This window comes from Mesorhizobium sp. CA7 (genome assembly GCF_020165015.1).
GTDB lineage: Bacteria > Pseudomonadota > Alphaproteobacteria > Rhizobiales > Rhizobiaceae > Mesorhizobium.
The window spans coordinates 56549-83250 of the sequence record NZ_JAIUHH010000023.1; the positions used below are offsets into that span (position 1 = coordinate 56549).

A 26702-nucleotide genomic window follows, 5' to 3' on the forward strand; every position below is an offset into this window, starting at 1 on the left:
TCCCAGGCTGCCCATGGCCAGCGAATGGCTGCGCTCGCCAGAGCCCGCAGTAACGGCCTGCTTGGAGTGGGCAAATGACGGAGTATGAAGCGCGTTGCCCCGCCGCTTATGAGCGGGAGTGGGACGAATTGCTGGTTAAGCTGCTGCGTGAAGCGCGGAAGCCGGTGCCGGAGCGCATACCGACTAGCTCACGTGTACCTGCTCGATCTGGTGGGCCGGTACAAGAGGGCCGCGGTTACGCACAGCAAACAGCAGTTCATCCTCGTCCGTGAGCCCGTTCATGAAGAGCTTGAAAATGTGAGCCGCCACTTTCTCGCATCGCGGGCTGTCAGCCGGAATATGCCGCTCCTGGCTGATGGTCTTGTAGACGCGGGTGAGCATGTCGAGTTCGTCACTCGTGACGACTTGGCCGGGATACAACATAGCCTTTCCTCCTCGAAAGCTACGAAGCGCGAAGAGTGCGACAAGCGTGTGAATTCCGCAATCAATCATAATGTGATCGGGCGGCGCTGGGCGCGCGGTATTGCAGCGGCAAAGGAAGTGCTGGATCGCGCCCGAATAAAAGCCGTGGAAGCTGCAGAGGGCTCGTTTGCGGTCGAAGGGTGGCACGACATGGGCTTCCCACCGGATCGAAAACCGTCGGAGGAGGTATACTCCGCAGCCGAGTTTGGTGGGCGGCCAGCAATGCCGCGATCAAAGCGTGCTGCCAAGGGAATGGCCAGATGAAAAGCGCCTCGAGGAGGTTCACGGCTTGCAACTGCTGCACGATCCCGAAACGCAGCTTGTCGATCGGGTCACGGCTCTGGCTAAACTGCGCGCCATCATAAAAGCTGAAAACAGTAACAACGAGTTTCATGACATGAGGATCGGCGAACTGGCCTGCACGGCGACCGACGACATGGCTGATAGCGAACTGGCGAGAGAACTCGTGATGGCGGTGACCGTTGCATATACGCCCTTGGCTTGCGCTCAGTTCGCTCCCGATGAACCGATTTTGCCGAAGCGGCAAGCGGTGCTCGCCGCGATCGCCTCGAGCTCATTGCGGCCTATCGGAAACGTCCCCTTTTGGCAAACGCCATAAACCAATTGAACAACCAAAAGAGGCGCAAACCCGCCGCTCGCTCGCTACAGCACTGTTTACGGCGCGCTCGCGAGCGGCGTATGCGTGGGCCTATTCAGAATGACCGCTTTTCGCGTTGCGAATGAGTGCTTCCGGCTCCATTCCTAGCGCGTCGGCGATGCGCCCAAGAACCGTGCCTTGCCGAAACATCAGCGCGTTCAATGGCACCTATATAGCGGGCGGTCAGACCGGAGCGCTCTGCCAACTCCTCTTGAGTCATGTGCCGCCTAGCTTACCGGTTGTCTTAGAGCCTAGACCAGCTTCTACAAGTCGGCGGAAAGCCTCCGATCTGGTGGGAAGATCGGGCTGATTTCGGCGCCATTCGTCAACGCGGGCAAGCAAGTCGCTCGTAAGCCGCAGCTCGAAGCGCTCAGTTTTGTTATCAATAGTATCCGGCGTGTTTGACAATGAGTATGTCCGTAATGTACGGTATGTACGTAAATTGTGGTTTTCGATTTGCGGCCGAACAACGTGCACGAACACGTCGCTCGGCCTGACCACAACCCAAGCTGTTTGGAGCTCGGATCATGGTTGATTCCGACAATACCACGACTTTGCCTTTCGTCATCGGCCGCCAACGCGATGAGCTCGAGAGGCCGGAGTCCCAAGCCACAGACTCCGCTTTGGGACTATGGAGGGAGTGGCAACGAGCTCGATATGCCTCATTGCTGTTGTGTCGAATTCAGCAGCGGATGGAGGCGCGAATGCTCGCCAATACCGGAATTCAGGTATTGACCGCGGGCGAGCCGATGTCGTGGCAACTATCAGTGTCTACTACGGGTCTAGACTCTGAGCATCTCATAGCTTGCGAAGCTGAGGTCTTTGCGATGACCGAAGCTCTGAAGCTTCAGGATTCAATCCCTGAAGTCGCGGCTACATCGCTCGTCGGCGTCATCGCCAAATTAGAAATGATCCTGGGTGCCGATCGGGATATTGGTGACCCAACCGACTTCCCGTGGCCGCACATAGCTTCCGTATTGCGTGACTTAAAGGCGATCGCGGGAGATTTGCCGGTTGGTCGCCGCAGCCGGGAAAAGACGCGGCGCGATGTTGCCAGGCATTGGGAGTCCGCAGTTAAGCTGGTCGCGGCGCTGAAAGAAGAAGAAGACGCGGAGTACTATGGCGATGCAGCGGTCCTGTGACTCGCCCGCTTACAATTGTCGCCTGCAACCCCGACCCTGACGATTAAGATGAACCCGCACGGCGCAAGTGATTGCACGCTGTTGCCCTACGACATGAACTTGGTGCTTTTCATCGCCGTCCAAAGGTCCCCGATGGCAGGTCGATCCACTATTGGGAGAGCGACCGGCATGTCGGAGGAAACCAGCACCGGGCCACAGGCTTTGCTTCCGGCGAACGACAACCGCGACCTCGTCAGCCCCGAGAGTCCCCCTGAAAACATGGCGGCGGCCAAGCTGGATCGTGTCGTGTTGGACATCGCCCGACTGATCGGCCGGCGGCTAGCGCGGGAGGCATTCGAGGCGGGGCAGGTGGCCAACGACAATCGGCCGGGCCGCCGAAAGGAAGAGGGCAGGGGGCTTGATGGCGACCGCCTTGGGAATAGGAGAGAGGATCCGCCGCCATGACTCGTGTCGCAGTCTATGCCCGCTATTCTTCCGATAGCCAGCGGGATGCCTCCATAGAGGACCAGTTGAGGCTGTGCCGCGAGCAGGCAGCGCGTGAGGGCTGGAGCGTGGCTGGAACCTATGAGGATGCGGCGATCTCAGGGGCCAGCACAGTGCTGCGGCCGGGCATCCAGCATTTGGTGCGCGATGCGCAGCGCGGCCGCTTCGAAGTGGTGCTGGCCGAGGCACTCGATCGCATCAGTCGCGACCAGGCAGATGTCGCCACCCTCTTCAAGCATCTCAAATTCGCCGGCGTTGCCATCGTCACTTTGGCCGAGGGCGAGATCAGCGAACTGCATGTCGGCCTCAAGGGCACGATGAATGCGCTGTTCCTGAAAGACCTTGCTCTCAAGACCCATCGTGGCCTGCGGGGGAGGGTGGAGAAGGGTAAGGCCGGAGGAGGGCTGTGCTATGGCTACCGGGTGCTGAAGAAACTGGATGGCGCGGGCGAGCCCATAAGGGGCGACCGTGCAATCGTGCCGGAGGAAGCGGCCATCGTGCGCCGCATCTTCCGCGAATTCGCCGCAGGCAAGAGCCCGAAGGCAATCGCCGTCGACCTCAATAAGGAGAGCGTTCCAGGCCCGCTTGGCCGGCACTGGGGCGATACCAGCGTGCGCGGGCATGTCATCCGGGGCACCGGCGTCATCAACAACGAGCTCTACACCGGCGTGCTGGTTTGGAACCGCCTGCACTTCGTCAAGGATCCCGCCACCGGCAAGCGCGTGTCGCGGCCCAATCCGCCTGCCAAATGGATTCGCACCGAGGTGCCGCATCTCAGGATCGTCGAGGACGAATTGTGGCAGGCCGTTAAGGAGAGGCAGAAATCCATCGCCAGCCAGTTCGAGGCGGTGGCGATAGCCACGCGCAAGGCCCGGGCCAAGAAGCTACACACGATGAAGCGGCCCGTCTCCCTCCTTTCCGGCCTGCTCACCTGCGGTTGCTGCGGCGGACGCTACGGCCTGTTCACGCGCGAGCGCTATGCCTGCCTCAATCATCAGCGCCGAGGCATCTGCGCCAACGGCCGCACCATCACCCGCGAGAAGATCGAACGGCGCGTCCTCGCAGGCCTGAAGGAAAGGCTCGTCTCGGCCGATGCCGTGGCCGAGGCGATCAGAGCCTATGCGCAGGAGACCAACCGCCTCAACCAGGAGCGTCGCGCGCAAGGCGAACAGGACCGCAAGGCACTCGACAAGATCGAGCGCGCCATCGCCGGCATCATGGCCGCGATCGAGGATGGCCTATACCAACCTTCGATGAAAGCAAGGATGGAAGACCTGGAGAGGCAGAAGGCGGAGATCACCGCGAGGCTGGCGGTGGCGCCCACTGACGTGCCGGACCTGCATCCCAACGTCGCCACTCTCTACCGCAAGCGGGTCGAGCAACTCACGCAAGCGCTCGCCGACCACGAGGACGGACGTCCAGCGTCCGAGGCACTGCGCTCGTTGATCGGAGAGATCGTCCTCACGCCCGGCGACAAGCGCGGCGAGGTTCATGCCGAGCTACGTGGCGAGTTGTTCGGCATCCTGGAACTCGCCAAACCCGACCAAAATCAAGAGTCTGACGGTGTTATGACAAAACGGGTTGCGGGTCCCCGCAACCAAACAAAAAACGGCCCGCTCTACGCGGGCCGTTTTTGTATTTCGGCTGGGGTGGTGGCATGGGGGCCGGCTGTTCATCCTTGCTCGCCGGATCGGGCAGGATCGCGTTGCGCCAATTCCTCCAAATAAGCACGCAAAGACCGCGGCTCCCGGCCCAAGATCGCACGTAGCGTCAGTGGGTTGCCGAGCAGGCCGTGGCGATCGTAGTGATCGAACATCGCCCGCAAGCCAGGAGGAACATCGCCGAGCACATCGGGATCGCGGCGTTCCCTAATTTCATGGCCCAGCACATCGCTCATCAGCGCAGCGACGTCGAGGCGGTTAAGTTGCCCAGGTGCGCAGAGTTCGAACGTTCCAAAAAGCAGCCGCTCTTCGGTCAGGGCTATCGCGGCGACCTCGGCGACATCGCGATAGTCGACCAGCGAAAAGCGTGTCCCCGACGACCAGGGCTCCGCAAGCACGCCCTCCTTCACGACTTTGGGCCAGAATGCCGCGTAGTTCTGGAAGTAGCGCGCCGGATGGAGGAACGTATATTCCAGGCCGGAGTTGAGAACCGCCTCCTCGACCGGCGCTTTGGCGACATGATTGACGAGGTCCGAAAGCACCGGATGGATCACGGCCGAGAACACGAACCGGCGCACACCGGCGTCGATAGCGGCCTCCACGACTTTCTTTCCCACATCAGCCTCGGCGGGAATGAAGGCTGGGGCGATATAGAAGACGGCGCCCACGTCCTTGAGCGCCGCATCCAAAGCTGCACGATCGCGCAGATCGCCGATGGCAACCTCGGTTGCGCCGTGACCGCGTACCAGTTCAGCCTGCTCAGGCTTGCGGATGAAGGCACGGACGCGCGCACCCCGCGCGGCAAGGGCGGGAATGACGCTGCCCGCAAAATTTCCCGCTGCACCGAAGGCGAGAATCATCATGATCATGTTCCTGTGCGTTTCGTGACGATCACGGATCTGTCCGGGCACCAGTGGCCCTCGACCCAATCTGGTTCCCGCGACCGGGATGTCACCTCCCCGCCGACATATTTTTCGGGTAAGGCTTCAACAGGCCGCATAAGATGAGTTGGCGCGAAGGCGCGCCGCGTTCGAATGGTTTCGTGTTTCGTCGCAAACCCATTTGTGGGTAGACTCGCCCCGGCTTTTTGCTGACGTGCATTAACGTCCGAAATCCCCGCAAGTATTCGCCCTTGGCGATCTCGAATGAACGCAACCAAACTGACGGAGACAAAGATGCGGCAAGCGCTGATCGTATGGGGCGGCTGGGAAGGGCATGAACCCGAAGCCGGCGCGCGCGCCGTCAAGGCGATGCTCGAGGAAGAAGGCTTTGCCGTGCGCGTCGAAAACACGACGGCAGCTTTTGCCGATCCGGCGATCGCCGATCTCAGCCTGATCGTGCCGATCTATACCATGTCCAAGCTCACCAAGGCCGAAGAGGCGAACCTGACCGAGGCGGTCGAAAACGGCGTCGGCCTCGGCGGCTATCATGGCGGCATGGGCGACGCTTTTCGCGAATCAACGAACTACCAGTTCATGTGCGGCGGCCAATGGGTCGCGCATCCCGGCAACATCATCGATTATCAAGTGAACGTGGTGCGGCGCGACGACCCGATCATGCAAGGCATCGAGGATTTCGCCTACCGCTCCGAACAGTATTACATGCATGTCGATCCATCCAACGAGGTGCTGGCGACCACCACTTTTTCTGGCGACCACGCGCCGTGGATCGACGGCGTCGTCATGCCGGTGGTGTGGAAGCGCCAGCACGGCAAGGGGCGCGTGTTTTATTCCTCGCTCGGTCACGTGGCCTCGGAGTTCGAGGTCCCGCAGATGCGCACCATCCTGCGCCGAGGGCTGGCGTGGGCGGCGCGCTGAGCGACCGGCTCAAGGTCGGCTAAACACTTTCGAGATAGGTCTCGATCTCGAAGTCGCTGACGTTGAGCGCGAAAGTGTTCAGCTCCTGGCGCTTGCAGGCGACGAAGGCGTCGCGGAGCACGTCCGGGAAGATTTTCGGCGACACGCTGGCCCGCCTCGAAGGCGGCGATCGCCGAGGCCCAATCCGGCGGCAGCTTGGCGAGCGTCAGCCCCTGGCCTTCGCCGCCGGTCGGCTCACCGGGCGAGAGCTGGCGCTCGATGCCGATCAAGGCCGCGCCGAGAATCGCCGCCAGCACCAGATAGGGATTGGCGTCGGCGCCGGAGACGCGGTGCTCGATGCGGCGTGCGGCCGACGGGCCGCCTGGAATGCGAATCGCCACCATGCGGTTTTCATAACCCCAGGCGACGGCCGTCGGCGCATAGGATCGCGGCCGCAGCCGGCGGTAGGAATTGAAATGCGGCGCGAACACCAGCGTGCTCTGGGCCATCGCGGCAAGCAGGCCGCCAACCGCGTGGCGCATGGCATCGGAACCCTGGTCCGAGCCGTCGTCGAAGATGTTGCGGCCTTGCCTGTCGAGGATGCTGAAGTGGACATGGAAACCGTTGCCGGCGCGTTCGCCATAGGGCTTGGCCATGAAACAGGCGGCGAAGCCATGCTTGCGCGCGATGCCCTTGACGGTGCGCTTGAAGAGCACAGCGTCGTCCGCTGCGCGCAGGGCGTCGGGTACATGGTTGAGGTTGATCTCGAACTGGCCGACGCCGTTCTCGGCGATCGCGGTGTCGACCGGAATGTCCTGCATGCGGCAGGCTTCATAGATGTCGTGGATAAAGGCTTCGAAGTCGTCGACCTCGTCGATCGAGAGCGCCGCGTCGGAATCGAGGCGCCGCCCGGTTACCGGCGAGACCGGTCCAACAGGCCGCTGCGACGTCGGATCGACAAGGTAGAATTCGAGCTCGGTCGCGGTGACGGGCGTCAGTCCTAGCGCGGCATAGCGGTCGAGGATGCGGGCCAGCGCGCGGCGCGGATCGCCAAGGTAGGGCGCGCCGCTGTCGTCCGCCAACCAGACCGGCAACAGCGCCGTCGGATGTACCGTCCAGTTGACCGGCAATATGCCGCGCCCCGTCCAATGGCAAAGCCCGTCGGCGTCGCCGGTCGAGAACACCTGGGCGTTGCCTTCGATGTCCTCGCCCCATATGTCGAGCCCGATGGCCGAGTAGGGCATGCGCAGCTTGCCTTCGAGCGCCTTGCGCGCCTGCTCGACCGGAATGCGCTTGCCGCGCATGATTCCGTTCAGGTCGCACACCGCTGCCCGCAGGCTCTGGATGTCCTTCCTGCTGTCCAGCCACTTCAAAACGTCTGCAATCGCATCGCTCAATTTCCAGCCCCTGTTTCTCTGGGTGCTGTAGCCCTGCCGGCTACGATATCCAATTTTCGGCTTGTGAGTTCGTGAAGGCCAGCGCGGCTGATGCCGGGCGATTTTCCTTCATCTTTTCAAATTATTAGCCGGGATATCAGGAGGCATTTCAGGTTCACATTGTGCGATCTGCGATCGCAACATAGCGGCCCGATCGGCGAAAGCCAAGCCGGATTCGGAGGCCCGCCTGGCTGTCAGTGGCGCAGTTCCGGAAATTTCACCTGGCCGAGGATGTGGGCCGCGCCCTCGGCGATATCGCGCACGATCGCGGCCCGCGCCCTTTCGCCGTCATGAGCCTCGATCGCCGCCACGACCTCCTCGTGATAGTCGATGCCGAGAATGCCGGCCAGGTCATCCTCGAAACCGATGTGCAGATTTCGCAGGAATGGGCCGACCTGCATCCATACCGTCTCGATCAGAAAGATCATCTGCTCGTTGCCGCAATGGCGGTAGATCGAGAATTTGAAGTCGTAGTTCTTGCGCAGATAGTTTTCGATCCCGCCGCTGCGGGCGGCTTCGGTAAGTTCGGCGCAGTGGCGCCGGATCGCGCGCAGATTGTTGCCGTTGATGAGTTTTGTCGCGAGCTCGGTGGCCGTGCCTTCCAGGATCGTGCGCACGGCGGTCAGTTGCTGGAAGCGGTCGGCGGAAATCAGCGGCACCTCGACGCTGCCGTTCGGCATCGGGCTCAGCGCTCTCAGCGCCTGCAGCCGCATGAAGGCGCTGCGCACCGGCATGTCGCTGGTGCCGAGCTCCTTGGCGAGCTTGCGCGAGGTCAGCTTCTGGCCAGGCCGGAGCTGGCCCGACATCAGCGCCCGCACCAGTTCCAGATAGACTTTTTCATGCAGCGGAACGGTATCGACAGCGGTCAGTCCGAATTGCGATTTGTCGGCCATTGGCGATGCGCTGCTTGATCGGTCCTGAAACTTGTTTCGTCACGTCCGACGCGGGAATAGCTGGTCGCCGCCGGGATACCTGGCCGGTCGTTCGGCCGCACGATAGACGGTCAACGCGAACCGCCGCAAGGGCGGCCGGCGTTGCTATCCGATCCGCGCGTCGATGATCTCGACGAAGCGAGCGAAGAGACCCGCCTGCGACTTGATCTTGAGCTTGCGGTAGATGTTGCGGCGGTGGACCTTGACGGTCCCCGGAACGATGCGCAGCGCCCTGGCGATCGATTCCGTGGAATGGCCCTGAAGCACCAGGTCGACGACCTGCTTTTCGCGCGAGGTCAAGGACAGGCTCTTCCAGATATGCGCCCGGTCGAGCTCGTTGGTCATCGCGACGGTTTCGCCGAAGGGCCGGGCCACAACCTCTTCGGCAGGCAAAGCGGGCCAGCGCTGCCTGCAGAAGCCGATCACCGCCGGCGCCATGTCGCGCAGCCGCCTGGCATCCGCCGTTCCGAACGGCCCAGTGGCGCGCAGCCGCATCAGCGAGAGCACCAGCGCGTCCTTGCCGGCCAGCGGCACGAAGAAGCCGACCTCCTCGGCAAGTTTGGTCTGGCTGTAATAGGAGCGGTAGTATTCGCTGGCATAGAAGCGGTCCGGCGCGAGCTCGCGCATGCGCCAGAAACCCTCCTTGCGCTCGACCGCGGCGTGGTGGAATGGGTCGAGCAGATAAGGCCCCTCCTGGTAGAGCGCGACAAAGATGTGGCTCTCCGCCGGCGAGAAGGTCTCGAACAGGAGCGGTGGCCGTGCGGCACCCCGATAACCGAAGATCACGCAGTGATCGAAACGGACATGTCCGCTGAGCCAGCCGACGATCGCCTTGCCGAAATGATCGCCGCCGGTCTCGCGCGACGCGGCGATCACGGCGGCCAAGGCGTTGTAGTCGTCACTGCGGGAAGCAGCCAATCCATACCCCTCTAAACGATAAAATCGGCTAAATATACCACCTGCGAGGTATATACCAGGTGCATTGCCTCTGCTAGCGTCAAGGCATTGCCTCACGCTGTCGCTGGAGCCTTGGCTTGACTGCAGTGCCCGATATCGAATTTCGCGCGGTCACCAAGCGCTACGGCGCCGTCACCGCGGTCAGCGGTATCGATCTTGCCATCCCGCCTTCGGCCTTCGTCGCGCTGCTCGGGCCTTCCGGTTGCGGCAAGACGACCTGCCTGCGCATGATCGGCGGCTTCGAGCAGCCGAGCGAGGGCCAGGTGCTGATCCGCGGCCGCGACATGGCCGGTACGCCGCCCTACCGGCGGCCGGTCAACATGGTGTTCCAGCAATATGCGCTATTTCCGCATCTCGATGTCGAGGAGAACATCTCCTACGGGTTGCGTCAGGCAAGGCCGCGCCTGTCGTCGCGCGAGATCGCCTTAAGGGCAGGCGAAGCGCTTTCGATGGTGCAGCTCGCCGGCTACGGGCGCCGCAAGATCCACGAGCTTTCCGGCGGCCAGCAGCAGCGCGTGGCGCTCGCCCGCGCGCTGGTCAACAAGCCGGCGGTGCTGCTGCTCGACGAGCCGCTGGCGGCGCTCGACAAGAAGCTGCGCACCGACATGCAGATCGAGCTGCAGAACCTGCAGCGCGAGATCGGCATCACCTTCGTGCTGGTCACCCACGACCAGGAGGAAGCACTGTCGATGAGCGACTTCGTCTGCGTCATGAATGGCGGCCGCGTGGTCCAGCTCGGGCAGCCAAGCGAGATCTATGACGAGCCGGCCGACCTGTTCGTGGCCGACTTCGTCGGCAAGACCAATCTTCTCAGCGGCAAGGTGGCCGGGCTCTCGGGTGACCTCGTCGATGTCGCGCTCGCCGATGGCACGGTGATTTCGGCGCGCAAGCGGGTGCCGCTCAGCCGCGGCGAAGCCGTCTCCGTCAGCTTGCGGCCGGAATCGCTCAGCCTTTCGGCGCCTGGGGGCGGTGCCTTGAAAGGCATCGTGCGCAATCGGATCTTCCTGGGCTCGACAGCCGAATACGCCATCGAAGTCCAGGGCATCGGATCGCTGCTCGCCAAGGCCGATCACGTGATCGGCCAAGGCAATCTGTTCAAGCCGGGCGAACCCGTCGCCATCGGCTTTGCCGCCGGAGCGCCGCTGGCGTTTCCGCACGCCAACAATAACGGGACAAACCAGAGGGAAGACCAACATGCCGAAATCCTATCGTGACGGACTGCCGATAAGCCCCGATAAATTCGTCGACCAGTTGATGCGTTTGAAGCGCGGCTCGATCAGCCGGCGCGACTTCCTCGGCCTCACCGGACTCGGTGTCGCCACCGCCGTGATGGCGCGTGAGCTCGGTATCATGCCGACACCCGCCTTCGCCGCCGAGAACCTCGGCGACCGCATGTCGATCGCCACCTGGCCGAACTACCACGACCCGCAGACCTTCGAGAACTTCAAGGCGGAGACCGGCGTCGCCGTCGAGGTCAATGTCTTCGGCTCGAACGAGGAGATGCTGGCCAAGCTGCAGGCCGGCGGCTCGGGCTGGAGCCTGTTCGTGCCCACCAACTACACCATCTCGACCTACAAGAAGCTCGGCATCATCGAGGCGCTCGACATGGCCAAGCTCGGCAATTTCGACGGCAAGTCGGAAGATGCGCGCTTCACCGCAGAAGGCACGATCGACGGCACGATCTACGCCGTGCCGAAGAACTGGGGCACGACCGGTTTTGCCGTCAACACCAAGAAGCTCGCCAAGCCGATGTCGAGCTGGAAGGAGTTCTGGGACACGGCCATGGCGGAAGGCGACGGCCGTACCATGGTGCATGACTATCAGCTCACCACGATCGGCAATGCGCTGAAATATTACGGCTATTCCTTCAACTCGCTGAAACAGGACGAGCTGGCCAAGGCCGAGGAACTGCTGCTGAAGGTCAAGCCGCATCTGTTCGCGGTGTCGAGCGACTACCAGCCGGGAATGCGCGCCGGCGATGCCTGGATGACCATGTGCTGGACCAATGACGGGGCACAGCTGCATCGCGATATTCCCGAGATCGCCTATGTGCTGGGCAAGGAGGGCGGCGAGATCTGGACCGACTTCTACGCCATCCCGAAGGACGCGCCGAACAAGCCGGCCGGCTATGCGCTGCTCAACTACCTGATGAACCCGAAGGTGGCGGTGAAGGAGCATCTGGCCAATGGCGCCCCCTCGACCGACGCGCGCGTCAACGCGCTGCTGCCAAAGGAAGTGCTCGACAACCCGATCCTCTATCCGGCGGCCGACCTGTTGAAACCGCTCGAATTCGGCGCCGCCGCGACGCTGACCGATCCGGGCCGCGCCGAGCTTATGGCGCGCTTCAAGTCAGCTTGAGCGGGACCGGCAACAAACCAGAACCAGACAGTGCGACCGGCGGACGAAAGTCCGCCGGCTCCCAACCGGCTTTCCCGATGCGCCGCAGCCTCTTTCGCAAAAACCTCGTGACGGCGCTGCTGCTCGCCCCGGCGACGCTGTGGCTGGTCGTGTTCCTGGTGTTGCCCTTCGTCGCCATCGCCATCTTCAGTGTCGGCGAGCGGGCGCCGGAGGGCGGCTACCAGGCCGCGCTGACCTTCGCGCAATACGCCAACCTGCCGGCGCGAGCGACCGCCTTCTGGAACACGATGGTGCTGGCGCCCGCCGGCGCGCTTGCCTGCCTGCTCGTCGCCTATCCGGTCGCCTATTATCTGGCGCTGCGCGCGCCGCAGCGCTGGCGGCTCATCCTGCTTGCGCTGATCGTCATCCCGTTCTGGACCAGCCTTCTGATGCGCACCTATGCCTGGATGTATATCCTTGGCGGGCGCGGCATTCCGGCTTTGCTCGCCTATGTCGGCATAGAGGACCTCAGGCTGATCAACACGCCGGGCGCGGTGCTGCTGGGCATCGTCTACGGCTATCTGCCGCTGATGATCCTGCCGATCTATGTCAGCCTGGAACGGCTTGACCGGCGGCTGCTGGAGGCCTCCGCCGATCTCGGTGCTACGCCACTGTCGACCTTCCTCGGCGTGACGCTCCGGCTCTCGCTGCCCGGCGTCATGACCGGCTTCTCGCTGGTGATGATCCTATTGCTCGGCGAATATCTGATCCCGACATTGCTCGGCGGCGGTAAGGTGTTCTTCATAGGCAACGCGCTGGTCGACCTCTTCCTGCAATCGCGCAACTGGCCGTTCGGATCGGCCATCGCCATCACGCTTGTGCTGGTCTCTGTGGTGGTGCTGATCGTCGCCAACCGCATCTCGACCCGGCTCTCGGGCGCACGCCGGGTGGACCTGATCTGATGCGCGCCTTCGTCGTTGCCGTCTTTGCCTTCCTCTATCTGCCGATCGCGTTGGTCGTGCTGTTCTCCTTCAACGCCGGCCACCACGCCAGCGAGTTCACCGGCTTTTCCGTGCAATGGTACGGCAAGGCGCTGTCCAATCCCTTCCTGGTCGAGGCGCTGAAGAACAGCCTGTTCATCGCCACGACAAGCGCGCTGCTCGCGGCCTTCTGCGGCACCGCCGCGGCGCTTGGGCTGCAGCGGGTCGGCGCACGGACCCGGGCTCTGTTCGACGCGCTGCTGGGCGCGGCGATCGTCGTGCCAGGCGTCGTCATCGGCATCTCGACGCTGGTGGCGCTGGTGCAGCTTTTCGCCGTCGTCAATCCGTTCCTCGCTTCGCTTTGGCCGACAGACCAGCCGCCGCGGCTTTCGCTGGGCTATGGCTCGATCATCGCCGCGCACGGCCTTTTCTCGATGGCGCTGGTGACGATGATCGTCGGCACGCGGCTGAGCAGCCTCGACCGCAATCTGGTCGAGGCTTCGAGCGATCTCTACGCCACGCCGCTGACGACGTTCCGCTCGATCGTGCTGCCGCAGATCATGCCGGCGGTGATCGCGGGCTTCCTGCTCGCCTTCACCTTCTCCTTCGACGACTTCATCATCGCCTTCTTCGTCGCCGGCGCTCAGACGACGCTGCCGATCTACGTCTTCGCCTCGATCCGGCGCGGCGTGACGCCGGAGATCAATGCCATCGCCACGATCGTGCTCTGCGCGTCGGTCCTGCTCGTGCTGCTCGCGCAATGGCAGCTCGGCCGGCGAAAGCCATCGCCTTGAGAGACCAATCCATGATCTTGAAAGACCGTATCGCCGTTGTCACGGGAGCCGCGTCGGGTATCGGCCGCGCCGGCGCGATGATCATGGCCAGGGAAGGGGCGCATGTAATCATTGCCGACCGCGATCCGGCGGCCGGCGAAGCCACCGCTTCCGACATCCGCGGGGCTGGCGGCCGGGCCGAGGCGGTCGCCACCGATGTCGGCGACGATACGGCCGTCGAAGGTCTCATCGAGGGAACGCTCGGCAGGCATGGCCGGATCGACATCCTGCACAGCCATGCCGGCATCCAGATCAGCGGCCCGCTGACCGAAGTCGGCACCGACGGAATGGACGCCTCTTGGCGCATTAATGTGCGGGCGCAATTCCTGGCTGCCAAGACCGTCATGCCTGCGATGATCGCGCAAGGAGGCGGTGTCATCCTCAACACGGCGTCCAATTCCGGCGTGTTCTACGACCGGGAGATGATCGCCTATGCCACCTCCAAGCATGCCGTAGTGGCGATGACCAGGCAGATGTCGCTCGACTACGCCAAGCACAATGTGCGCATCAACGCGCTCTGCCCGGGTTGGGTCGACACGCCTTTCAACGCGCCGTTCATCGCGCAAATGGGCGGGCGCGATGCGATCGAGAACTATGTCCGCACCAAGATCCCGATGGGACGCTGGGCAAGCGCGGAGGAGATCGCGGAGGCCATCCTGTTCCTCGTCTCCGACCGCTCGTCCTTCATGACGGGACAGGCGCTGGTCGTCGACGGCGGCGAGAGCATCGGCTGAGGCGGCTTGGCAAATCGCCTACCGGTCGTTGGGATTTCCGAATGCCGGATCGCGGCGCCGCGAGTAGGTGTCGATGCGCGGCAGATCGTCAGCAAATTCCAGCCAAGGCAGCCGAAGGCGCCAATGGGCATGCGCATGCGGCTTGAACCGCTCCGGATGATCGAAGAAGCCGATCGTGACATAGAGTTCGTCGTTCAGCCCTTCGTCGCGATAGGTGATCGAGGTGCCGCATATCTCGCAAAAGGTGCGAACGACACCTTTCGTTCTCGAGAAGCTCCGGGGTTGACGGCGCGTGAAGCGGAACTGGTCCGGCCGGTAGCCGATCCAGATGGTCAGCGGGCTGCCAATCGCGCGCCGGCAGTCATCGTCATGATCGAAGCAGATCCAGAACGGATCGCCCTGCATCTCGGCGGCAACCGCTCCGCAAAAAACATGCGCCCGTATCGCTCCTGCTGTCCATCTGATCGCTCCTGGTTGCTTCGGAAATCGTTCTGTCGGCATGCGGCGCATATGGGAACAGCACAAGCAGGTAACCGGTTCCCTCCGCCTGTTTGGGCCAACACCGGGCAGCGGTTTCATGCGCAGGCTTGCGCTGCGGGCAACGATCGGCCAAACCATGCCAGGTTCTCGACAAGGCTTGTCATGCGAGCGGTAGAAAGGCTTTCCCCCACCCGGCCGTTTCCAGTTGCAGCCGCAATGGTGTGCGCTTTGGCGGAGCGCCGCTGATCATGCGCTGCTGCCGCCACGAGAACCTGCAGCGCGCGGAGGAGACCAAGGTCGGCTCGCATGTCGTTCGCGACGGCTGGACCGAAGGGGTGCAGGGCGCGCTGACCCGGCCTTCGGCCGGTCAACAGGCGGGCGCCCGTCCTCGGATAACGCAGCTTAGATAACGCCCCTACCGGAACGGACATGCCCGCCGAAGCGATCTCTCCTTCGTATGGACATGACCAATGCCTGACAATCTGAACACCTCATTTCCCGGCGCGGACACGCAAAGCTGGCTGAAAACGCATGCGATCAACGAAGTCGAGTGCTTCGTGCCGGACGTCAACGGCGTGCTGCGCGGCAAGACCTTGCCGGTCGCCAAATTTCTGAAGTCGCTCGACGACCGCGCGCTCTATCTGCCGAGCAGCGCCTTCCTGGTCGCCATCGACGGCCGCTATTCCGGCTCCATCGACGAAGGCTTCGCCTACCAGGATCCGGACATGCGCATGGTGCCGGACGTTTCGAGCCTGTGCCTTGCGCCCGGCAGCGCCGGCAAAGCCTACGTTTTCGCCGACACGTTCCACATGGACGACCGGCCGTGGATGGCCTCACCGCGCCATGTGCTGAAAGCCGTGCTTGACCTTTATGAGCAGCGCGGCTGGCGTGCGGTGATGGCGCCGGAGCTCGAGTTTTATCTGACGGCGCTCAACCCCAACCCCGATCAGCCTTTGACCGCACCGGTTGGGCGCAACGGCCGGCCGGAAAGCGTGCAGCATCCTTACGACATGCAGGCGATGGAGGAGTTCGAAGCGGTGACGCGGCAGCTCTATGAGCATGCCGCCATCACCGGCTTGCCGGTGGAGACGCTGATCCACGAATCCGGCACGGCGCAGCTCGAGATCAATCTGCTGCATGGCGATCCGCTGACGCTTGCCGATCAGGTGCTTCTGTTCAAGCGTCTGGCGCGGCAGATCGCGCAGGCGAACGGCATGCACGCCACCTTCATGGCCAAGCCGATCGCCGCGCAGGCGGGCAGCGCAATGCATCTGCACATGTCGATCGTCGACAGGAAGGGCGAGCCTTTGTTTGCCGGCGGAGACGGCGAGGACAGCGAGATGTTCGTGCACTTCATCGGCGGCCTGCAGAAATATATCCCTGAAATCATGCCGCTGTTCGCGCCGCATGCGAATTCCTACCGGCGCATCCGGCCCGGCCACAGCGCGCCGGCCAATATCGAATGGTCGCACGACAACCGCTCCTGCGGCCTGCGCGTGCCGCTGGGCGGCCGCGCCGCGCGCCGCATCGAGAACCGGCTGCCGGGAGCGGACGCCAATCCCTACCTCGCCATGGCCGGCTCGCTGATCGCCGGCTATCTCGGCATCGAGGAGAAGCTTGCCAGCTCGGAAGAGGCCTTCGGCAACGCCTATAAGAGCAAGAGCACACTGCCGAAGACGATGGAGGAAGCGCTTGATCGTTTCGCCGCGTGCGAACCCGTGCGGGCGCTGCTCGGCGATGACTTCTTCCAGACCTATCTGCGCGTGAAGAGCGTCGAGCTCGACCTGTTCCAGAGCGTCGTGACGTCCTGGGAACGCGACCATCTTCTGCTCAAGGTGTGACGATGGCTTCGCGTTCAACAGGTTTCAATTCCGGTCTCGACATCGACAAGTCCTATTATGTCGCCACCGCCAATCCGGCCCCCGACCATCCGGCGCTTGCAGGCGATGTCGAGGCCGATCTGGTGGTGGTTGGCGGCGGCTGCACGGGTCTGTCGGCGGCGCTGCATGCGGCCGAGCGTGGTCTTAAAGTGGTGCTGCTCGAAGGCGGCAAGATCGGCTGGGGCGCCTCGGGCCGTAATGGCGGCCAGATGATCCCCGGCCTGCGAAAGGGCGCCAGGGGCCTGGTCAGAAGCTTTGGGGCGGAACGGGCAAAGGCGCTGTTCGACCTGGCTTTCGAAGCGCGCGGGCTGGTGCTCGACATCATCGAGCGCCACGGCATCGAATGCGACTTGCGCCAGACCGGCCATCTGGTCGGCGCGGTCAGCGCTTCGGATGTGCGCGACTTCGAGGAAGAGGCCGAATGCCTCGCCAAGGTCATGAATTTCACCGATGTCGAGATCCTGTCGGCGGCTGAGGCGCGGCAGATGGTCGACACGCCCTATCAGGGCGCGGTGTTCGAGCGGCTCGGCGGCCACATGCATCCGCTCAACTACACGCTGGGGCTTGCCCGCGCCGCTACCGCCGCCGGCGTCGTCATTCATGAGAACTCGGTCGCGGTGCGGCTGGAGCGCGAACCGTCCATCCGGGTGTTCACCGACAAGGGCTCGGTCCGCGCCAGGCATGTGGTGCTGGCCGGCGATGCGCTGCTGAAAGGGTTGGAGCCGCGCGTCAACAGCCGCATCATGCCGGTCGGCAACTATATCGTCGCCACCGAGCCGTTGGGCGAGCGCAATGTCATCCCGGCCGATGTGGCCGTCTCGGACACGCTGTTCGTCGTCAACTACTACCGCATGTCGGCGGATGGACGCCTGCTGTTCGGCGGCGGCGAGCGCTACACGCCGTCGCCGCCGGCCGACATTGCCTGCTTCGTGCGGCCGCATATGGAAAAGACCTTTCCGCAGTTGCGCGGCTGCCGCATCGATCATGCCTGGGGCGGTCTGGTGTCCATCACCACGTCGCGCCTGCCGCATGTCGGGAATTACGGCGAGGTCTATTTCGCGCATGGCTATTCCGGCAAGGGCGTCATCCTGTCGACGCTGTCGGGCAAGCTCTTGGCCGAAGCGATCACGGGCGATGCCTCGCGGCTTGACCTGTTCTCGGCGCTGACGCCGCTGCCCTTCCCGGGCGGCACGGCGCTGCGCGGCCCGCTCTATGTGCTCGGCATGCTGTGGTATGCGATGCGCGATCGCTTAAGGCATTAAGGATCTATCGATATTCAGGTGAGGCCGGCCTGCAGCAGATCCTAGGCTGGCTTCCTGTACCCGGCGTGGCTAATGTCTTGGCGCCGGGGACGAGTCCCCGGCGTTCGCTACTTAATCGAAGGCAGCTCACAGGTCGCAGCAAGGGGCAGAGCTATGAATATCGAGGCGGGCCGGCTGACCAAGAAGGAGCGCCACGAGTTGATCCTGTCGGAGGTTCGGCGCTCGGCCTCGATCCGCATCTCGAAGCTTGCGCGCCGCATCGGCGTCGCCGGGGAGACCATCCGCCGCGACCTGATCGAGCTTGGCGATGCAGGGCTCATCAACCGTACCTATGGCGGCGCCACCATTTCACTGGTGACGTCGGAACCGGTGATTGCTGAACGCGGCCTCACAATGGTCGAGGAGCGGGCCCGTGTCGGACGAGGTGCGGCCGGACTGATCGAGAAAGGCAGTATCGTGATGATCGACGGCGGATCGACCACCTATGAAGTCGCGCGCAGCCTTTCGCAACACGGCCGGGACCTGACGATCATCACCAACTCCGTCGGCGTCGCCTCGGTGGCCGGCGCCAATCCGGGCTTCCGCGTCATCCTTTGCCCCGGCACCTATGACAGCCGCGAGGCGGCAGTGCTCGGCGAGGACACGGTCGAATTCGTGCGCCGCTACAATGCCGACGTCGCCATCATCGGCGCCTCGGCGCTGAATGCCGAAGGGCCGAGCGACATGATCTCGGGCGCGGCGGCGGTGAAGCGCGCGATGATGGCACGGTCGCTGTCGACGATCCTGGTCGTGACCAACGACAAGTTCGGCCGCAGCAGCCTCGAACGCGTCTGCGCGCTGAGCGAGATTTCCGATGTCGTCACCGACAGCGAGCCGGCAGCCGAGATGCGCGCAGCGATCGACGAGGCAGGCGGCGAGCTGCACGTCTTTGCCGAGAGCTGAATAGGTTAAGCGTCGCGGTTTGTCAGCGCGATATGGCAGCAGCCGGAACCATGACCCGGCGTCCAGGTGACATTGGCGAAGCGCACGCCGGTTGCCTCGAACAGACCGCGGTCGAAGGCGCCGGCGATGCGGCAGAGCGTGGCGAGTTTCTCCTCGCCGACGCCGGCCGCGACCCAGGCATCCTTCAGCGGGCAGCGCTTCACCTTGAAGGCGATGTGGCCAGGCCCGCGCTCGACATCGGTCGGATACATGCGTCCGCCATCCGGGCTGACCGCGAGGAACGCTTCGCCGATTGCCGGCGCGTCGTTAGGGCCGAAATTAGCGAAAGCGGCTGCCGCAACTTCCCGGCCGCGCTTCTCGATGCTGCGGATCATTAACGCCTCGGCTTTCTCGGCGCCAAGCTCGGCGGTCAGCTCGTCGAGGAAGAGGCGGTAGAGGTCGGCCCGGTTGCGGAAGGCGGAGTCGAGCTCGCGCGACAGTTTTTCGGCTCTGGCTGCTTCGGGATCGGTCATGCTGTGTCCTGATTTTGTCGTTTGACCATGATCTGTCTGCAACCGGTTCCCACTTTGGAGGATCATGGTCGGTTCCAGGTCAATCTTGGCGTCGCCTCGACCAGCGCCTTACCGATCGCCGATCGCGGGTTGGCGATGACGGCGCGGGCATCGCCGCTCTCGGCGATCCGGCCGGCGTCGAGGATGACGACGCGATGCGCCACGGCGCGGATGACGCCGAGATCATGCGAAATGAACAGATAGGCGATCCGTTCCTGCCTTTGCAGGTCGAGCAGCAATTCCAGGATCTGGCCGCGCACCGAAACGTCGAGCGCCGACACTGCCTCGTCGAGCACGATCAGCGACGGCCGCGTCGCGATGGCGCGGGCGATCGCCACGCGCTGGCGCTGGCCGCCGGAAATCTCATGGATGGCACGAGCCGCGAGGCCGGCATCGAGGCCGACGCGCTCCAGCAGTGCCGCGATACGGCGCGGGCGCTCCGCACGTGGGGCAATGCCATGGATGCGCAACGGATCGTCCAGCACGCGCGCCACGGTGGCGCGTGGATTGAAGGCTGCGAGCGGATCCTGGAACACCATCTGGATGCGGGCGCGGCGCGCGCGCAAAGCGGCGCCGGATAGCGCGAGGAAGTCCGCGCCTTCGAAGTCGACGCGGCCGGCATCGGGCTCGATCAGCCGCAGCACCAGCCGCGCGATGGTGGATTTGCCGCTGCCGGATGGGCCGGCGAGCGCCAGCGTCTCCGCAGGCTCGATCTCGAAGGACACATCATCGACCGCCGCGAAGGGTTTTCCGCCGCGACGGTAGCGCTTGGCGAGACTGGAGACGGCAAGCACGGTCATGCCGAGGCGCCTTGCCGGTCAAGCAGCGGCTCGGCGTCGAGGCCGAGATGCGCATCGAGCAGGGCGCGCGTATAGGCATGGCGCGGCGCGTTGAGGATTTGATCGGTCTCGCCGAGTTCGACCAATTCGCCGTGGCGCAGCACCGCGATGCGATCGGCAAGCGTGGCGGCGAGCGCGATATCGTGGCTGATGAAAAGCAGCGTCATGCCGTCCTCGGCCACCAGCCGGCGGATCAGCGCGACGATTTCGGCCTGGACGATGGTGTCGAGCGCACTCGTCGCTTCGTCGGCGATGAGCAGCTTCGGCCCAGCAGCGATTGCCGCAGCGATGGCGACGCGCTGCTTCTGGCCGCCGGACAGCTGGTGCGGGTAGACGTGGAGGACGGCTTCGGGGTCAGGAAGGCGGACGCGGTCGAGGAGGGTTTTGGCTTGGGCGAAGGAGTCAGGCCAGCTGAGGCCGAGGTGGGTGTGGACGACTTCGGCGATCTGCTTGCCGATTGGCATGACCGGATCGAGGCTGGAAGAGGGGTCCTGGAAGATGAAGCCGATGTCGCGGCCGAGGATGATATCGCGAGGACGAGAAAGCTGGCGCTCTACGGCGCCCCCCTCTGTCCTGCCGGACATCTCCCCCTCTAGGGGGGAGATTAGCTCGTGATCTCCGCCTTCGCCAATTTTCGAGGTCGCAAGAGGAGAGCCGGCGACGGAACTGCCCATCTCCCCCCTTGAGGGGGAGATGTCCGGCAGGACAGAGAGGGGGGCCTTGGCGCCAGCGCTTGCCGGCAGGAACCAGTCTACCAGCCCGCCAATCTCGGCACCCCTCGCCAACAACCCCGCAACCGCCGGCGCCAACGTGCTCTTGCCCGAGCCGCTTTCGCCGATGATCGCCAGGCGCTCTCCGGTTTTCACATCCAGGCTGATGCCTTTCAGCGCCGGCGCCTCGGCCCTGTCGCGCCGATAGCCCACCGAAAGATCGCGAATCGAAAGCAGCGCGGTCACGACAGGCTCCTGCGCACAGCGGTGCTCTCCACAACGCCTTCGCCGGCAAGGTAGACGCCGAGCACGGTCAGGACCAGCGCGATACCGGGAACGACCGACAGGAAAGGTGCGGTGCGCAGCACCGTGCGGCCTTCGGCGATCATGCCGCCCCAGGTGACGCGGTTGGGATCGCCCAGGCCAAGGAAGGACAGCGCGGCCTCGGTGAGGATCGCGGCGGCCACGATCACCGAGGATAGCGCCAGCACCGGCGGCAGCGCGTTGGGCAGCACCTCGCGAAAAGCAATCTCCAGCGGATGCATGCCGATGACGCGGGCGCCGGCGACATAGTCGCGCTCGCGGATCGACAGGACTTCCGCGCGCGCAACGCGCGCGGGTCCGGTCCAGGCGCCGAGCGCGATCGCGGCGACGACGACGCTGAGCGAAGGTCCGACGATGCTGACGAAGGCGAGCGCGAGCAGGAAGCTTGGCACGGTCTGGAATGCATCGGTGATGCGCATCAGCACTTCGTCGATCAGGCCGCCGGCGAAGCCGGCTAAAGTGCCGACGACCGCGCCGATCAGGAGCGCCGCGGCAGCCGCCGCCAGCCCCACCGCCAGCGACGTGCGGGCACCATGGAACAGCTCGGTCAGCACGTCGCGGCCGAGCCGGTCGGTGCCGAGCGGCAGCGACCAGTCCTGGAATGGCGGCAGCAGCGCCGGTCCGGCGATGGCTTGCGGGTCGCCGGGAAACAGCACCGGCGCCGCCAACGCCATCGCGGCCAGCAGGGCGAGGATAAGCGCGCCGGCGATTGCTTCCGGCGTGCGGAAGAAACGATGCAGGCAGTTCATGCGCTTGCCTCGCCGGCGCCGACGCGCGGATCGAGGACAGCGTAGGCGAGATCGACGAGAAGGTTGATGACGACGACCAGGACGGCGCTAACCAGGATGATGCCGAGCAGCAGCGGCGTATCGCGCCCGGCGACGGCTTCCTGCGCCAGGCGGCCGAGGCCAGGCACGGCGAAAACGCTTTCGATGACGACGCTGCCGCCCAGCATCTGCGCCGATTGCAGGCCAAGCATGGTGACCAGCGGCAGGAGCGCGTTGCGGGCAACATGGGCAAGCACGATGCGGCGGCGGGGCAGGCCCCTGGCGCGGGCGGCGAGGATAAAGTCCTGCCGCCAGGCCTCGGCCATGCCGGCGCGCATCATACGCAAATAAAGCGCCAGATAGATGACGCCGAGCGCCGAGACCGGCAGCACGAGATGAATGCCGATGTCGACGGCGCGGGCAAGTCCGGTCTTGCCTGAAGCGATGCTCTCGATGCCGCCGATCGGCAGCCAGCGCAGGTCGACGGCGAAGACGACGATGAGCACCAGGCCGAGCCAGAAGCCGGGCACGGCATAGAGCGCCAGCGAGCCGATCGACAGGAAGCGGTCGCGGATGCTGCCGGGTCTCGCGCCGGCATAGATGCCGAGCGCCGAGCCGAGGCCGAAGGAGAGCGCGGTGGCACTGCCCATCAGGATCAGCGTGGTCGGCAGGCGTTCGAGGATGATTTCGCGGATCGGCCGCGAGAAGGTGACGGACTGGCCAAGGTCGAGATGCAGCAGCGCCCAGAGATAATTGGCGAGGCGGGTGAGCTCCGACTGGTCGAGGCCCCAGCGGTGGCGCAGCAATTCGATCATGCCGGCATCGCCGCCGGTCGAGACGATATAGGCGTCGACCGCGTCGCCGGGGGCGGCTTCGAGCAGCAGGAAGCTGCCGATGACGACGATGAGGAGCACGAAGACGCTGCCGACGACGCGGCGGCGCAGGAGGCGGAGGGCGCGGGTCATGGCGAAGCCTGGTTGAGGCCAAACCACGGACGTTGCGCTCTACGGCGCCCCCCTCTGTCCTGCCGGACATCTCCCCCTCTAGGGGGGAGATTAGCCGTCATATCGGCTTTCGCCAATTTTCGACGCTGCAGAAATGAGCGAGGCGCGAGAACTGCCAATCTCCCCCCAAGAGGGGGAGATGTCCGGCAGGACAGAGGGGGGCGCGAAGGAACTCTCATTCTCAAAGCTGAGCACCCCGGCAGCCGATCCGCAAGGAGATCAGCCGGCCAAATAGGTGTCCGCCCAGTTCGATACTGCCCAGCGCGGGTTGTTGGCTATGTTGCCGACCGTATCGCGGGCGACGGAAATGAAGCTCCATTCGGCGACGTTGATCAGCGGCAGGTCGGCCGCCACCTTCTTCTGGAACTCCTTGTAGAGCTCGGTGCGGGCCGCTGTATACAGCGTCTCCGATGCTTTCGCGATCAGCGCGTCGAGCTCGGCGTTCTTGTAGCCGCCCTGGTTGGAGAAGGGCACGCCGTCAGGAATGCCGCTCTGCACCAGGATGGTGGTCGAGATCGCCGGGTCGCCGCGGAACACCGGCGGGCCGACGGCGAGGTCGAAGGCGTGGTCGGTGTAGACGGCCTTGATGTGCGCGGCGGAGTCGTTGTTGACGATCTCGGCGTCGATGCCGATCGCTGCGAGTGCCTGGCGCAGGTAATCGCCGAACTGCTTCGTCTCGTTGAAGTAAGGCGCCGGCAACAGCTTCAGCGCAAAGCGCTTGCCGTCGTCGGCGCGCTTGTAGCCGGCTTGGTCGAGGAGCGCATTGGCCTTGGCGACGTCGAAAGGATAGGTCGGCACGTCGGCGGTGTAGAATTGCGGATCGTTCTTCGGCACCGGGCCGGTTGCGGTCGCGGCGTAGCCGAGGAAGATCGTCTTGACGACGAAATCCTTGTCGATGGCATGCGCGATCGCCTGCCGCACTTTCAGATCGGCCAGCTCCTTGCGGCGGTGGTTGATCTCGACGACGAGTTGGTAGGTCAGCCCCTCATAGCCCTTGGTGATGACCTTCAGGCCTGGCACCTTGGAAATGCGATCGAGGTCGGCGAGCGGGACGGCGGAGAAGGCGGCGAGCTGGATCTCTTCGGCTTCCAGCGCGGCCGCGGCCGAGGTGCGGTCCGGCAGCACCTGGTAGACTATCTCGTCGAGATAGGGCTCGTCCTTAGCCCAATAGGCGTTGTTCCTGGTCAGCCGGTAATATTGTCCCGCCTTGTATTCGGCGAATTTGAACGGACCGGTGCCGACCGGCGCATTGTTTGCCGGGTTCTCCTCGATCTTGCCCACCTCATAGAGGTGCTTCGGCACGACGCTCGACAGCGCCGGCAACGCGTTGCGGATCAGCTGGAACGGGGTCGGCTTGGCGAACTTGAAGATTGCGGTCAGGGCGTCCGGCGTGTCGACGGCCTCCAGGTCCTTGAACACGGTGCGGCCGAGATTTTGCAGCGGCTTCCAGATCTGCAGCGCCGAGAAGGCGACGTCGGCGGAAGTGAAGGGCTTGCCGTCATGCCATTTAACGCCGTCGCGCAATTTGAAGGTCACCGACAAGCCGTCGGCCGCACCTTCCCAGGAAAGCGCGAGCCGCGGCTGCAGCCCTTCCTTGCCGTCGAAGGCGGCTTCGGCCAGCGTCTCGACGATCTTGCTGGAGATGAAGAAGACGCCGTTGGAGGCGACGATCGCCGGGTTGAGGTTGCGCGGTTCGGAATCCGCGGCGACGATCAGCCGGCCGCCCTTCTTGGGCGTCTGCGCAAGGCCGATGGTCGGAAGCGCAGTGGAGGCCAGCAGCAGCGCCGAGCCGGCCAATAGGCCGCGGCGTGAAATCGTCAATTCGGACATCGCTCAAACTCCCCTCTTCGCGCCGTGGCAGGCGCGGCAATCCGGTGATTATGGCCCTTGGCAAAGGTTTCGCCAGAGACGGATTTGGCGCATCATGGCTTGGCTTTGAAATTTCCGTCCGCTGGACCAGCCAGCCGACGGAGGCTCTCATGCTCTTATCTGGTAGGACCAGATTACAGACAAGCGTGATCGGGATTTGGACGGAAACCGGCTTTGGCGGGAAAGTGATCAATTCTGGCTGGACCAGAGTGGCCAAAAAGATGCAGATTTGGCCAACAGCCATACATCATGACTTTCGGCGCTCCTGCGGCCGACAAAGATAGGGAGAGGCAGATGAACATCGCTCCGGGCAAAACCGAGGTCAGCAATGTCCCGTTCGATCAGGCGCGGGTGGATCGGCTGATGGAAGACGCCGGCATCGACGTGCTCTTCGCCACCTCCAAGCACAACACGCAATATCTGCTCGGCGGCTACAAGTTCATCTTCTTCGCGGCGATGGATGCCATCGGTCACAGCCGCTATTTGCCGATCGTCCTTTACGAGAAGGGCGGGCCGGAACATGCGGCCTATATCGGCAACAAGATGGAAGGCGGCGAACACCAGAACCATCCGTTCTGGACGCCGACCTTGCACGCCGCCTGCTGGGGCACGCTCGATGCCGCCAATCTGGCGGTGGAGCATCTCAAGCAGATCGGCAAGCAAGCCGCCCGCATCGGCATCGAGCCGGCCTTCCTGCCGTCGGATGCCTACACGCTGATCCGCAAGGCGCTGCCGGATGCAAAGCTGATCGACGCGACCGACATGCTGGAGCGTATGCGCGCCATCAAGACCGAGGCGGAACTCGAACAGCTGCGCATCGCCTCCGAGCTGATCACCGATTCCATGCTGGCAACGATCGCCTGGGCGCGCGAGGGCACGAGCAAAACCGACATCATCGAGCAGCTCAGGCGCGAGGAGACCAATCGCGGCGCGCATTTCGAATATTGCCTGCTGACGCTTGGTTCCAGCCACAATCGCGCGGCGTCCAGCCAGGCCTGGAAGAAGAGCGAGGTGATGTCGATCGATTCCGGCGGCAACTACCACGGCTATATCGGCGACCTCTGCCGCATGGGCGTGCTCGGCGAGCCGGATGCCGAGCTGGAAGATCTTTTGGCCGAGGTCGAAGCGGTGCAGCAGGCCGCCTTTTCCAAGGTCAAGGCAGGCACGCTGGGCGGCGACATGATCGCGCATGCCGAGAGCGTGCTGAAGGCCTCGAAGGTCGCGGCCTACACGGATTTCTTCGCGCACGGCATGGGCTTGATCACGCATGAGGCGCCGTTCCTGATGACCAATCACCCAGTCGCCTATGAAGGTACTTATGCGGCAAAGCCGCTGGAGAAGAACATGGTGCTGTCGGTCGAGACCACCATGCTTCATCCGTCGCGCGGCTTCATCAAGCTGGAGGACACGGTGGCCGTCACTGACGCCGGCTATGTGATGTTCGGCGACCGCGGGCGTGGGTGGAACAGGGGCGGGATTTCTTAAGGAGAAGGTCGGCGCTGCCCTCATCCGCCCTTCGGGCACCTTCTCCCCGGTTGCGCTACGCTATGCACATATCTTCCGTAACTGGCGTGAGTGATCGACCTGAGGCTTGATTGCCAGGTGGTTCCCCCAATCCGTCGCTGCTTCGCAGCGCCACCTTTCCCCCCTCCGGAGGGAAAGG

General features: G+C 63.9%; 26 protein-coding genes and 2 pseudogenes. 16 read left to right on the plus strand and 12 right to left on the minus strand.

The genetic code is table 11. The features are described from left to right. Positions 1-192: 192 nt before the first annotated feature. Together LB552_RS27150 and LB552_RS27155 are read left to right on the plus strand one after the other, a co-directional pair. The gene (locus tag LB552_RS27150) at positions 193-726 is read left to right on the plus strand and encodes a hypothetical protein (RefSeq protein WP_224611204.1); all 534 of its coding nucleotides are present in this window, start codon (positions 193-195) and stop codon (positions 724-726) included. A 25-nt stretch (positions 727-751) separates the two neighbouring features. Then, on the plus strand, positions 752-1081 hold the full coding sequence (locus LB552_RS27155) for a hypothetical protein (protein WP_224530515.1): 330 nt from the start codon (positions 752-754) through the stop codon (positions 1079-1081). A 90-nt stretch (positions 1082-1171) separates the two neighbouring features. Here LB552_RS27155 and LB552_RS27160 read toward each other — a convergent pair. Next, a pseudogene (locus LB552_RS27160) lies at positions 1172-1340 on the minus strand (helix-turn-helix domain-containing protein). Positions 1341-1824: 484 nt separating this feature from the next. Here LB552_RS27160 and LB552_RS27165 point away from each other — a divergent pair. The 3 genes from LB552_RS27165 (at position 1825) to LB552_RS27175 (ending at position 4472) form a co-directional block, all read left to right on the plus strand. Further along, entirely contained in the window at positions 1825-2262 is a 438-nt protein-coding gene (locus LB552_RS27165) for a hypothetical protein (RefSeq protein ID WP_224611205.1), read from the plus strand. A gap of 168 nt (positions 2263-2430) precedes the next feature. Then, positions 2431-2706, plus strand: a complete 276-nt coding sequence (locus LB552_RS27170) for a hypothetical protein (RefSeq protein WP_224530518.1) — start codon at positions 2431-2433, stop codon at positions 2704-2706. Then, positions 2703-4472: a recombinase family protein gene (locus tag LB552_RS27175; RefSeq protein WP_224611206.1), complete on the plus strand. Its 1770-nt coding sequence runs from the start codon at positions 2703-2705 to the stop codon at positions 4470-4472. The genes LB552_RS27170 and LB552_RS27175 overlap by 4 nt, the downstream gene beginning before the upstream one ends. Here LB552_RS27175 and LB552_RS27180 read toward each other — a convergent pair. Then, entirely contained in the window at positions 4418-5269 is an 852-nt protein-coding gene (locus LB552_RS27180) for an NmrA family NAD(P)-binding protein (protein ID WP_224611207.1), read from the minus strand. The two genes, LB552_RS27175 and LB552_RS27180, sit on opposite strands and share 55 nt — an antisense overlap. A gap of 312 nt (positions 5270-5581) precedes the next feature. On the opposite strand from LB552_RS27180, the gene LB552_RS27185 reads away from it, so the two are divergent. Beyond that, the gene (locus tag LB552_RS27185) at positions 5582-6223 is read left to right on the plus strand and encodes a ThuA domain-containing protein (RefSeq protein WP_224611228.1); all 642 of its coding nucleotides are present in this window, start codon (positions 5582-5584) and stop codon (positions 6221-6223) included. A gap of 19 nt (positions 6224-6242) precedes the next feature. Here the strand turns inward: LB552_RS27185 and LB552_RS27190 are convergent. From LB552_RS27190 to LB552_RS27200, 3 genes and pseudogenes are all read right to left on the minus strand, one after another. After that, positions 6243-7599 (minus strand): annotated as a pseudogene (locus tag LB552_RS27190) (glutamine synthetase family protein). Between the two features lie 233 nt (positions 7600-7832). After that, entirely contained in the window at positions 7833-8531 is a 699-nt protein-coding gene (locus LB552_RS27195) for a GntR family transcriptional regulator (RefSeq protein ID WP_224611209.1), read from the minus strand. Between the two features lie 144 nt (positions 8532-8675). Next, complete coding sequence (locus LB552_RS27200) at positions 8676-9488, minus strand: helix-turn-helix transcriptional regulator (protein WP_224611210.1); 813 nt, start codon at positions 9486-9488, stop codon at positions 8676-8678. 116 nt (positions 9489-9604) lie between these two features. On the opposite strand from LB552_RS27200, the gene LB552_RS27205 reads away from it, so the two are divergent. The 5 genes from LB552_RS27205 (at position 9605) to LB552_RS27225 (ending at position 14411) form a co-directional block, all read left to right on the plus strand. Next, the gene (locus tag LB552_RS27205; RefSeq protein WP_224532100.1) at positions 9605-10741 is read left to right on the plus strand and encodes an ABC transporter ATP-binding protein; all 1137 of its coding nucleotides are present in this window, start codon (positions 9605-9607) and stop codon (positions 10739-10741) included. After that, positions 10722-11885 (plus strand): PotD/PotF family extracellular solute-binding protein, encoded by a 1164-nt coding sequence (locus LB552_RS27210; RefSeq protein ID WP_224532099.1) that lies wholly within the window; start codon positions 10722-10724, stop codon positions 11883-11885. Before LB552_RS27205 ends, LB552_RS27210 begins: the two co-directional genes overlap by 20 nt. A gap of 77 nt (positions 11886-11962) precedes the next feature. Next, positions 11963-12826 (plus strand): ABC transporter permease, encoded by an 864-nt coding sequence (locus LB552_RS27215; protein WP_140700639.1) that lies wholly within the window; start codon positions 11963-11965, stop codon positions 12824-12826. Further along, positions 12826-13638, plus strand: coding sequence for an ABC transporter permease (locus LB552_RS27220; RefSeq protein ID WP_041010367.1), 813 nt, complete (start codon positions 12826-12828; stop codon positions 13636-13638). Before LB552_RS27215 ends, LB552_RS27220 begins: the two co-directional genes overlap by 1 nt. A gap of 11 nt (positions 13639-13649) precedes the next feature. Further along, positions 13650-14411 (plus strand): SDR family NAD(P)-dependent oxidoreductase, encoded by a 762-nt coding sequence (locus tag LB552_RS27225; protein ID WP_224611211.1) that lies wholly within the window; start codon positions 13650-13652, stop codon positions 14409-14411. Between the two features lie 18 nt (positions 14412-14429). Here the strand turns inward: LB552_RS27225 and LB552_RS27230 are convergent, their stop codons facing one another. Further along, on the minus strand, positions 14430-14816 hold the full coding sequence (locus tag LB552_RS27230) for a GFA family protein (protein ID WP_224611212.1): 387 nt from the start codon (positions 14814-14816) through the stop codon (positions 14430-14432). Positions 14817-15139: 323 nt separating this feature from the next. Between LB552_RS27230 and LB552_RS27235 the strand changes: the two genes are divergently transcribed. The 4 genes from LB552_RS27235 to LB552_RS27250 all read left to right on the plus strand — a co-directional run bounded on the left by LB552_RS27235 (position 15140) and on the right by LB552_RS27250 (position 18975). Further along, positions 15140-15301: a hypothetical protein gene (locus LB552_RS27235; RefSeq protein WP_176477134.1), complete on the plus strand. Its 162-nt coding sequence runs from the start codon at positions 15140-15142 to the stop codon at positions 15299-15301. A gap of 60 nt (positions 15302-15361) precedes the next feature. After that, positions 15362-16732, plus strand: coding sequence for a glutamine synthetase family protein (locus LB552_RS27240; RefSeq protein ID WP_224611213.1), 1371 nt, complete (start codon positions 15362-15364; stop codon positions 16730-16732). A 2-nt stretch (positions 16733-16734) separates the two neighbouring features. Beyond that, positions 16735-18033 carry an NAD(P)/FAD-dependent oxidoreductase gene (locus tag LB552_RS27245; protein ID WP_224611214.1) on the plus strand — a complete coding sequence of 433 codons (1299 nt, stop codon included), beginning with the start codon at positions 16735-16737 and terminating at the stop codon, positions 18031-18033. A 153-nt stretch (positions 18034-18186) separates the two neighbouring features. Then, positions 18187-18975 (plus strand): DeoR/GlpR family DNA-binding transcription regulator, encoded by a 789-nt coding sequence (locus LB552_RS27250; protein ID WP_224611216.1) that lies wholly within the window; start codon positions 18187-18189, stop codon positions 18973-18975. Between the two features lie 5 nt (positions 18976-18980). On the opposite strand, the gene LB552_RS27255 is transcribed toward LB552_RS27250, so the two are convergent. The 6 genes from LB552_RS27255 to LB552_RS27280 form a co-directional block, all read right to left on the minus strand. Then, a complete protein-coding gene (locus LB552_RS27255) occupies positions 18981-19487 on the minus strand; it encodes an L-2-amino-thiazoline-4-carboxylic acid hydrolase (RefSeq protein WP_224611219.1) in 507 nt (168 codons plus the stop codon). 62 nt (positions 19488-19549) lie between these two features. After that, positions 19550-20326 carry an ABC transporter ATP-binding protein gene (locus tag LB552_RS27260; RefSeq protein WP_224611221.1) on the minus strand — a complete coding sequence of 259 codons (777 nt, stop codon included), beginning with the start codon at positions 20324-20326 and terminating at the stop codon, positions 19550-19552. Then, complete coding sequence (locus LB552_RS27265) at positions 20323-21321, minus strand: ABC transporter ATP-binding protein (RefSeq protein WP_318012069.1); 999 nt, start codon at positions 21319-21321, stop codon at positions 20323-20325. The genes LB552_RS27260 and LB552_RS27265 overlap by 4 nt, the downstream gene beginning before the upstream one ends. Then, the gene (locus tag LB552_RS27270; RefSeq protein ID WP_224611222.1) at positions 21318-22148 is read right to left on the minus strand and encodes an ABC transporter permease; all 831 of its coding nucleotides are present in this window, start codon (positions 22146-22148) and stop codon (positions 21318-21320) included. Before LB552_RS27270 ends, LB552_RS27265 begins: the two co-directional genes overlap by 4 nt. Continuing rightward, complete coding sequence (locus LB552_RS27275) at positions 22145-23131, minus strand: ABC transporter permease (protein ID WP_224611223.1); 987 nt, start codon at positions 23129-23131, stop codon at positions 22145-22147. The genes LB552_RS27270 and LB552_RS27275 overlap by 4 nt, the downstream gene beginning before the upstream one ends. A gap of 258 nt (positions 23132-23389) precedes the next feature. Then, entirely contained in the window at positions 23390-25000 is a 1611-nt protein-coding gene (locus tag LB552_RS27280) for an ABC transporter substrate-binding protein (RefSeq protein WP_224611224.1), read from the minus strand. Positions 25001-25333: 333 nt separating this feature from the next. Here LB552_RS27280 and LB552_RS27285 point away from each other — a divergent pair, with 333 nt between their 5' ends. Continuing rightward, a complete protein-coding gene (locus tag LB552_RS27285; RefSeq protein ID WP_224611225.1) occupies positions 25334-26524 on the plus strand; it encodes a M24 family metallopeptidase in 1191 nt (396 codons plus the stop codon). Positions 26525-26702: the final 178 nt, after the last annotated feature.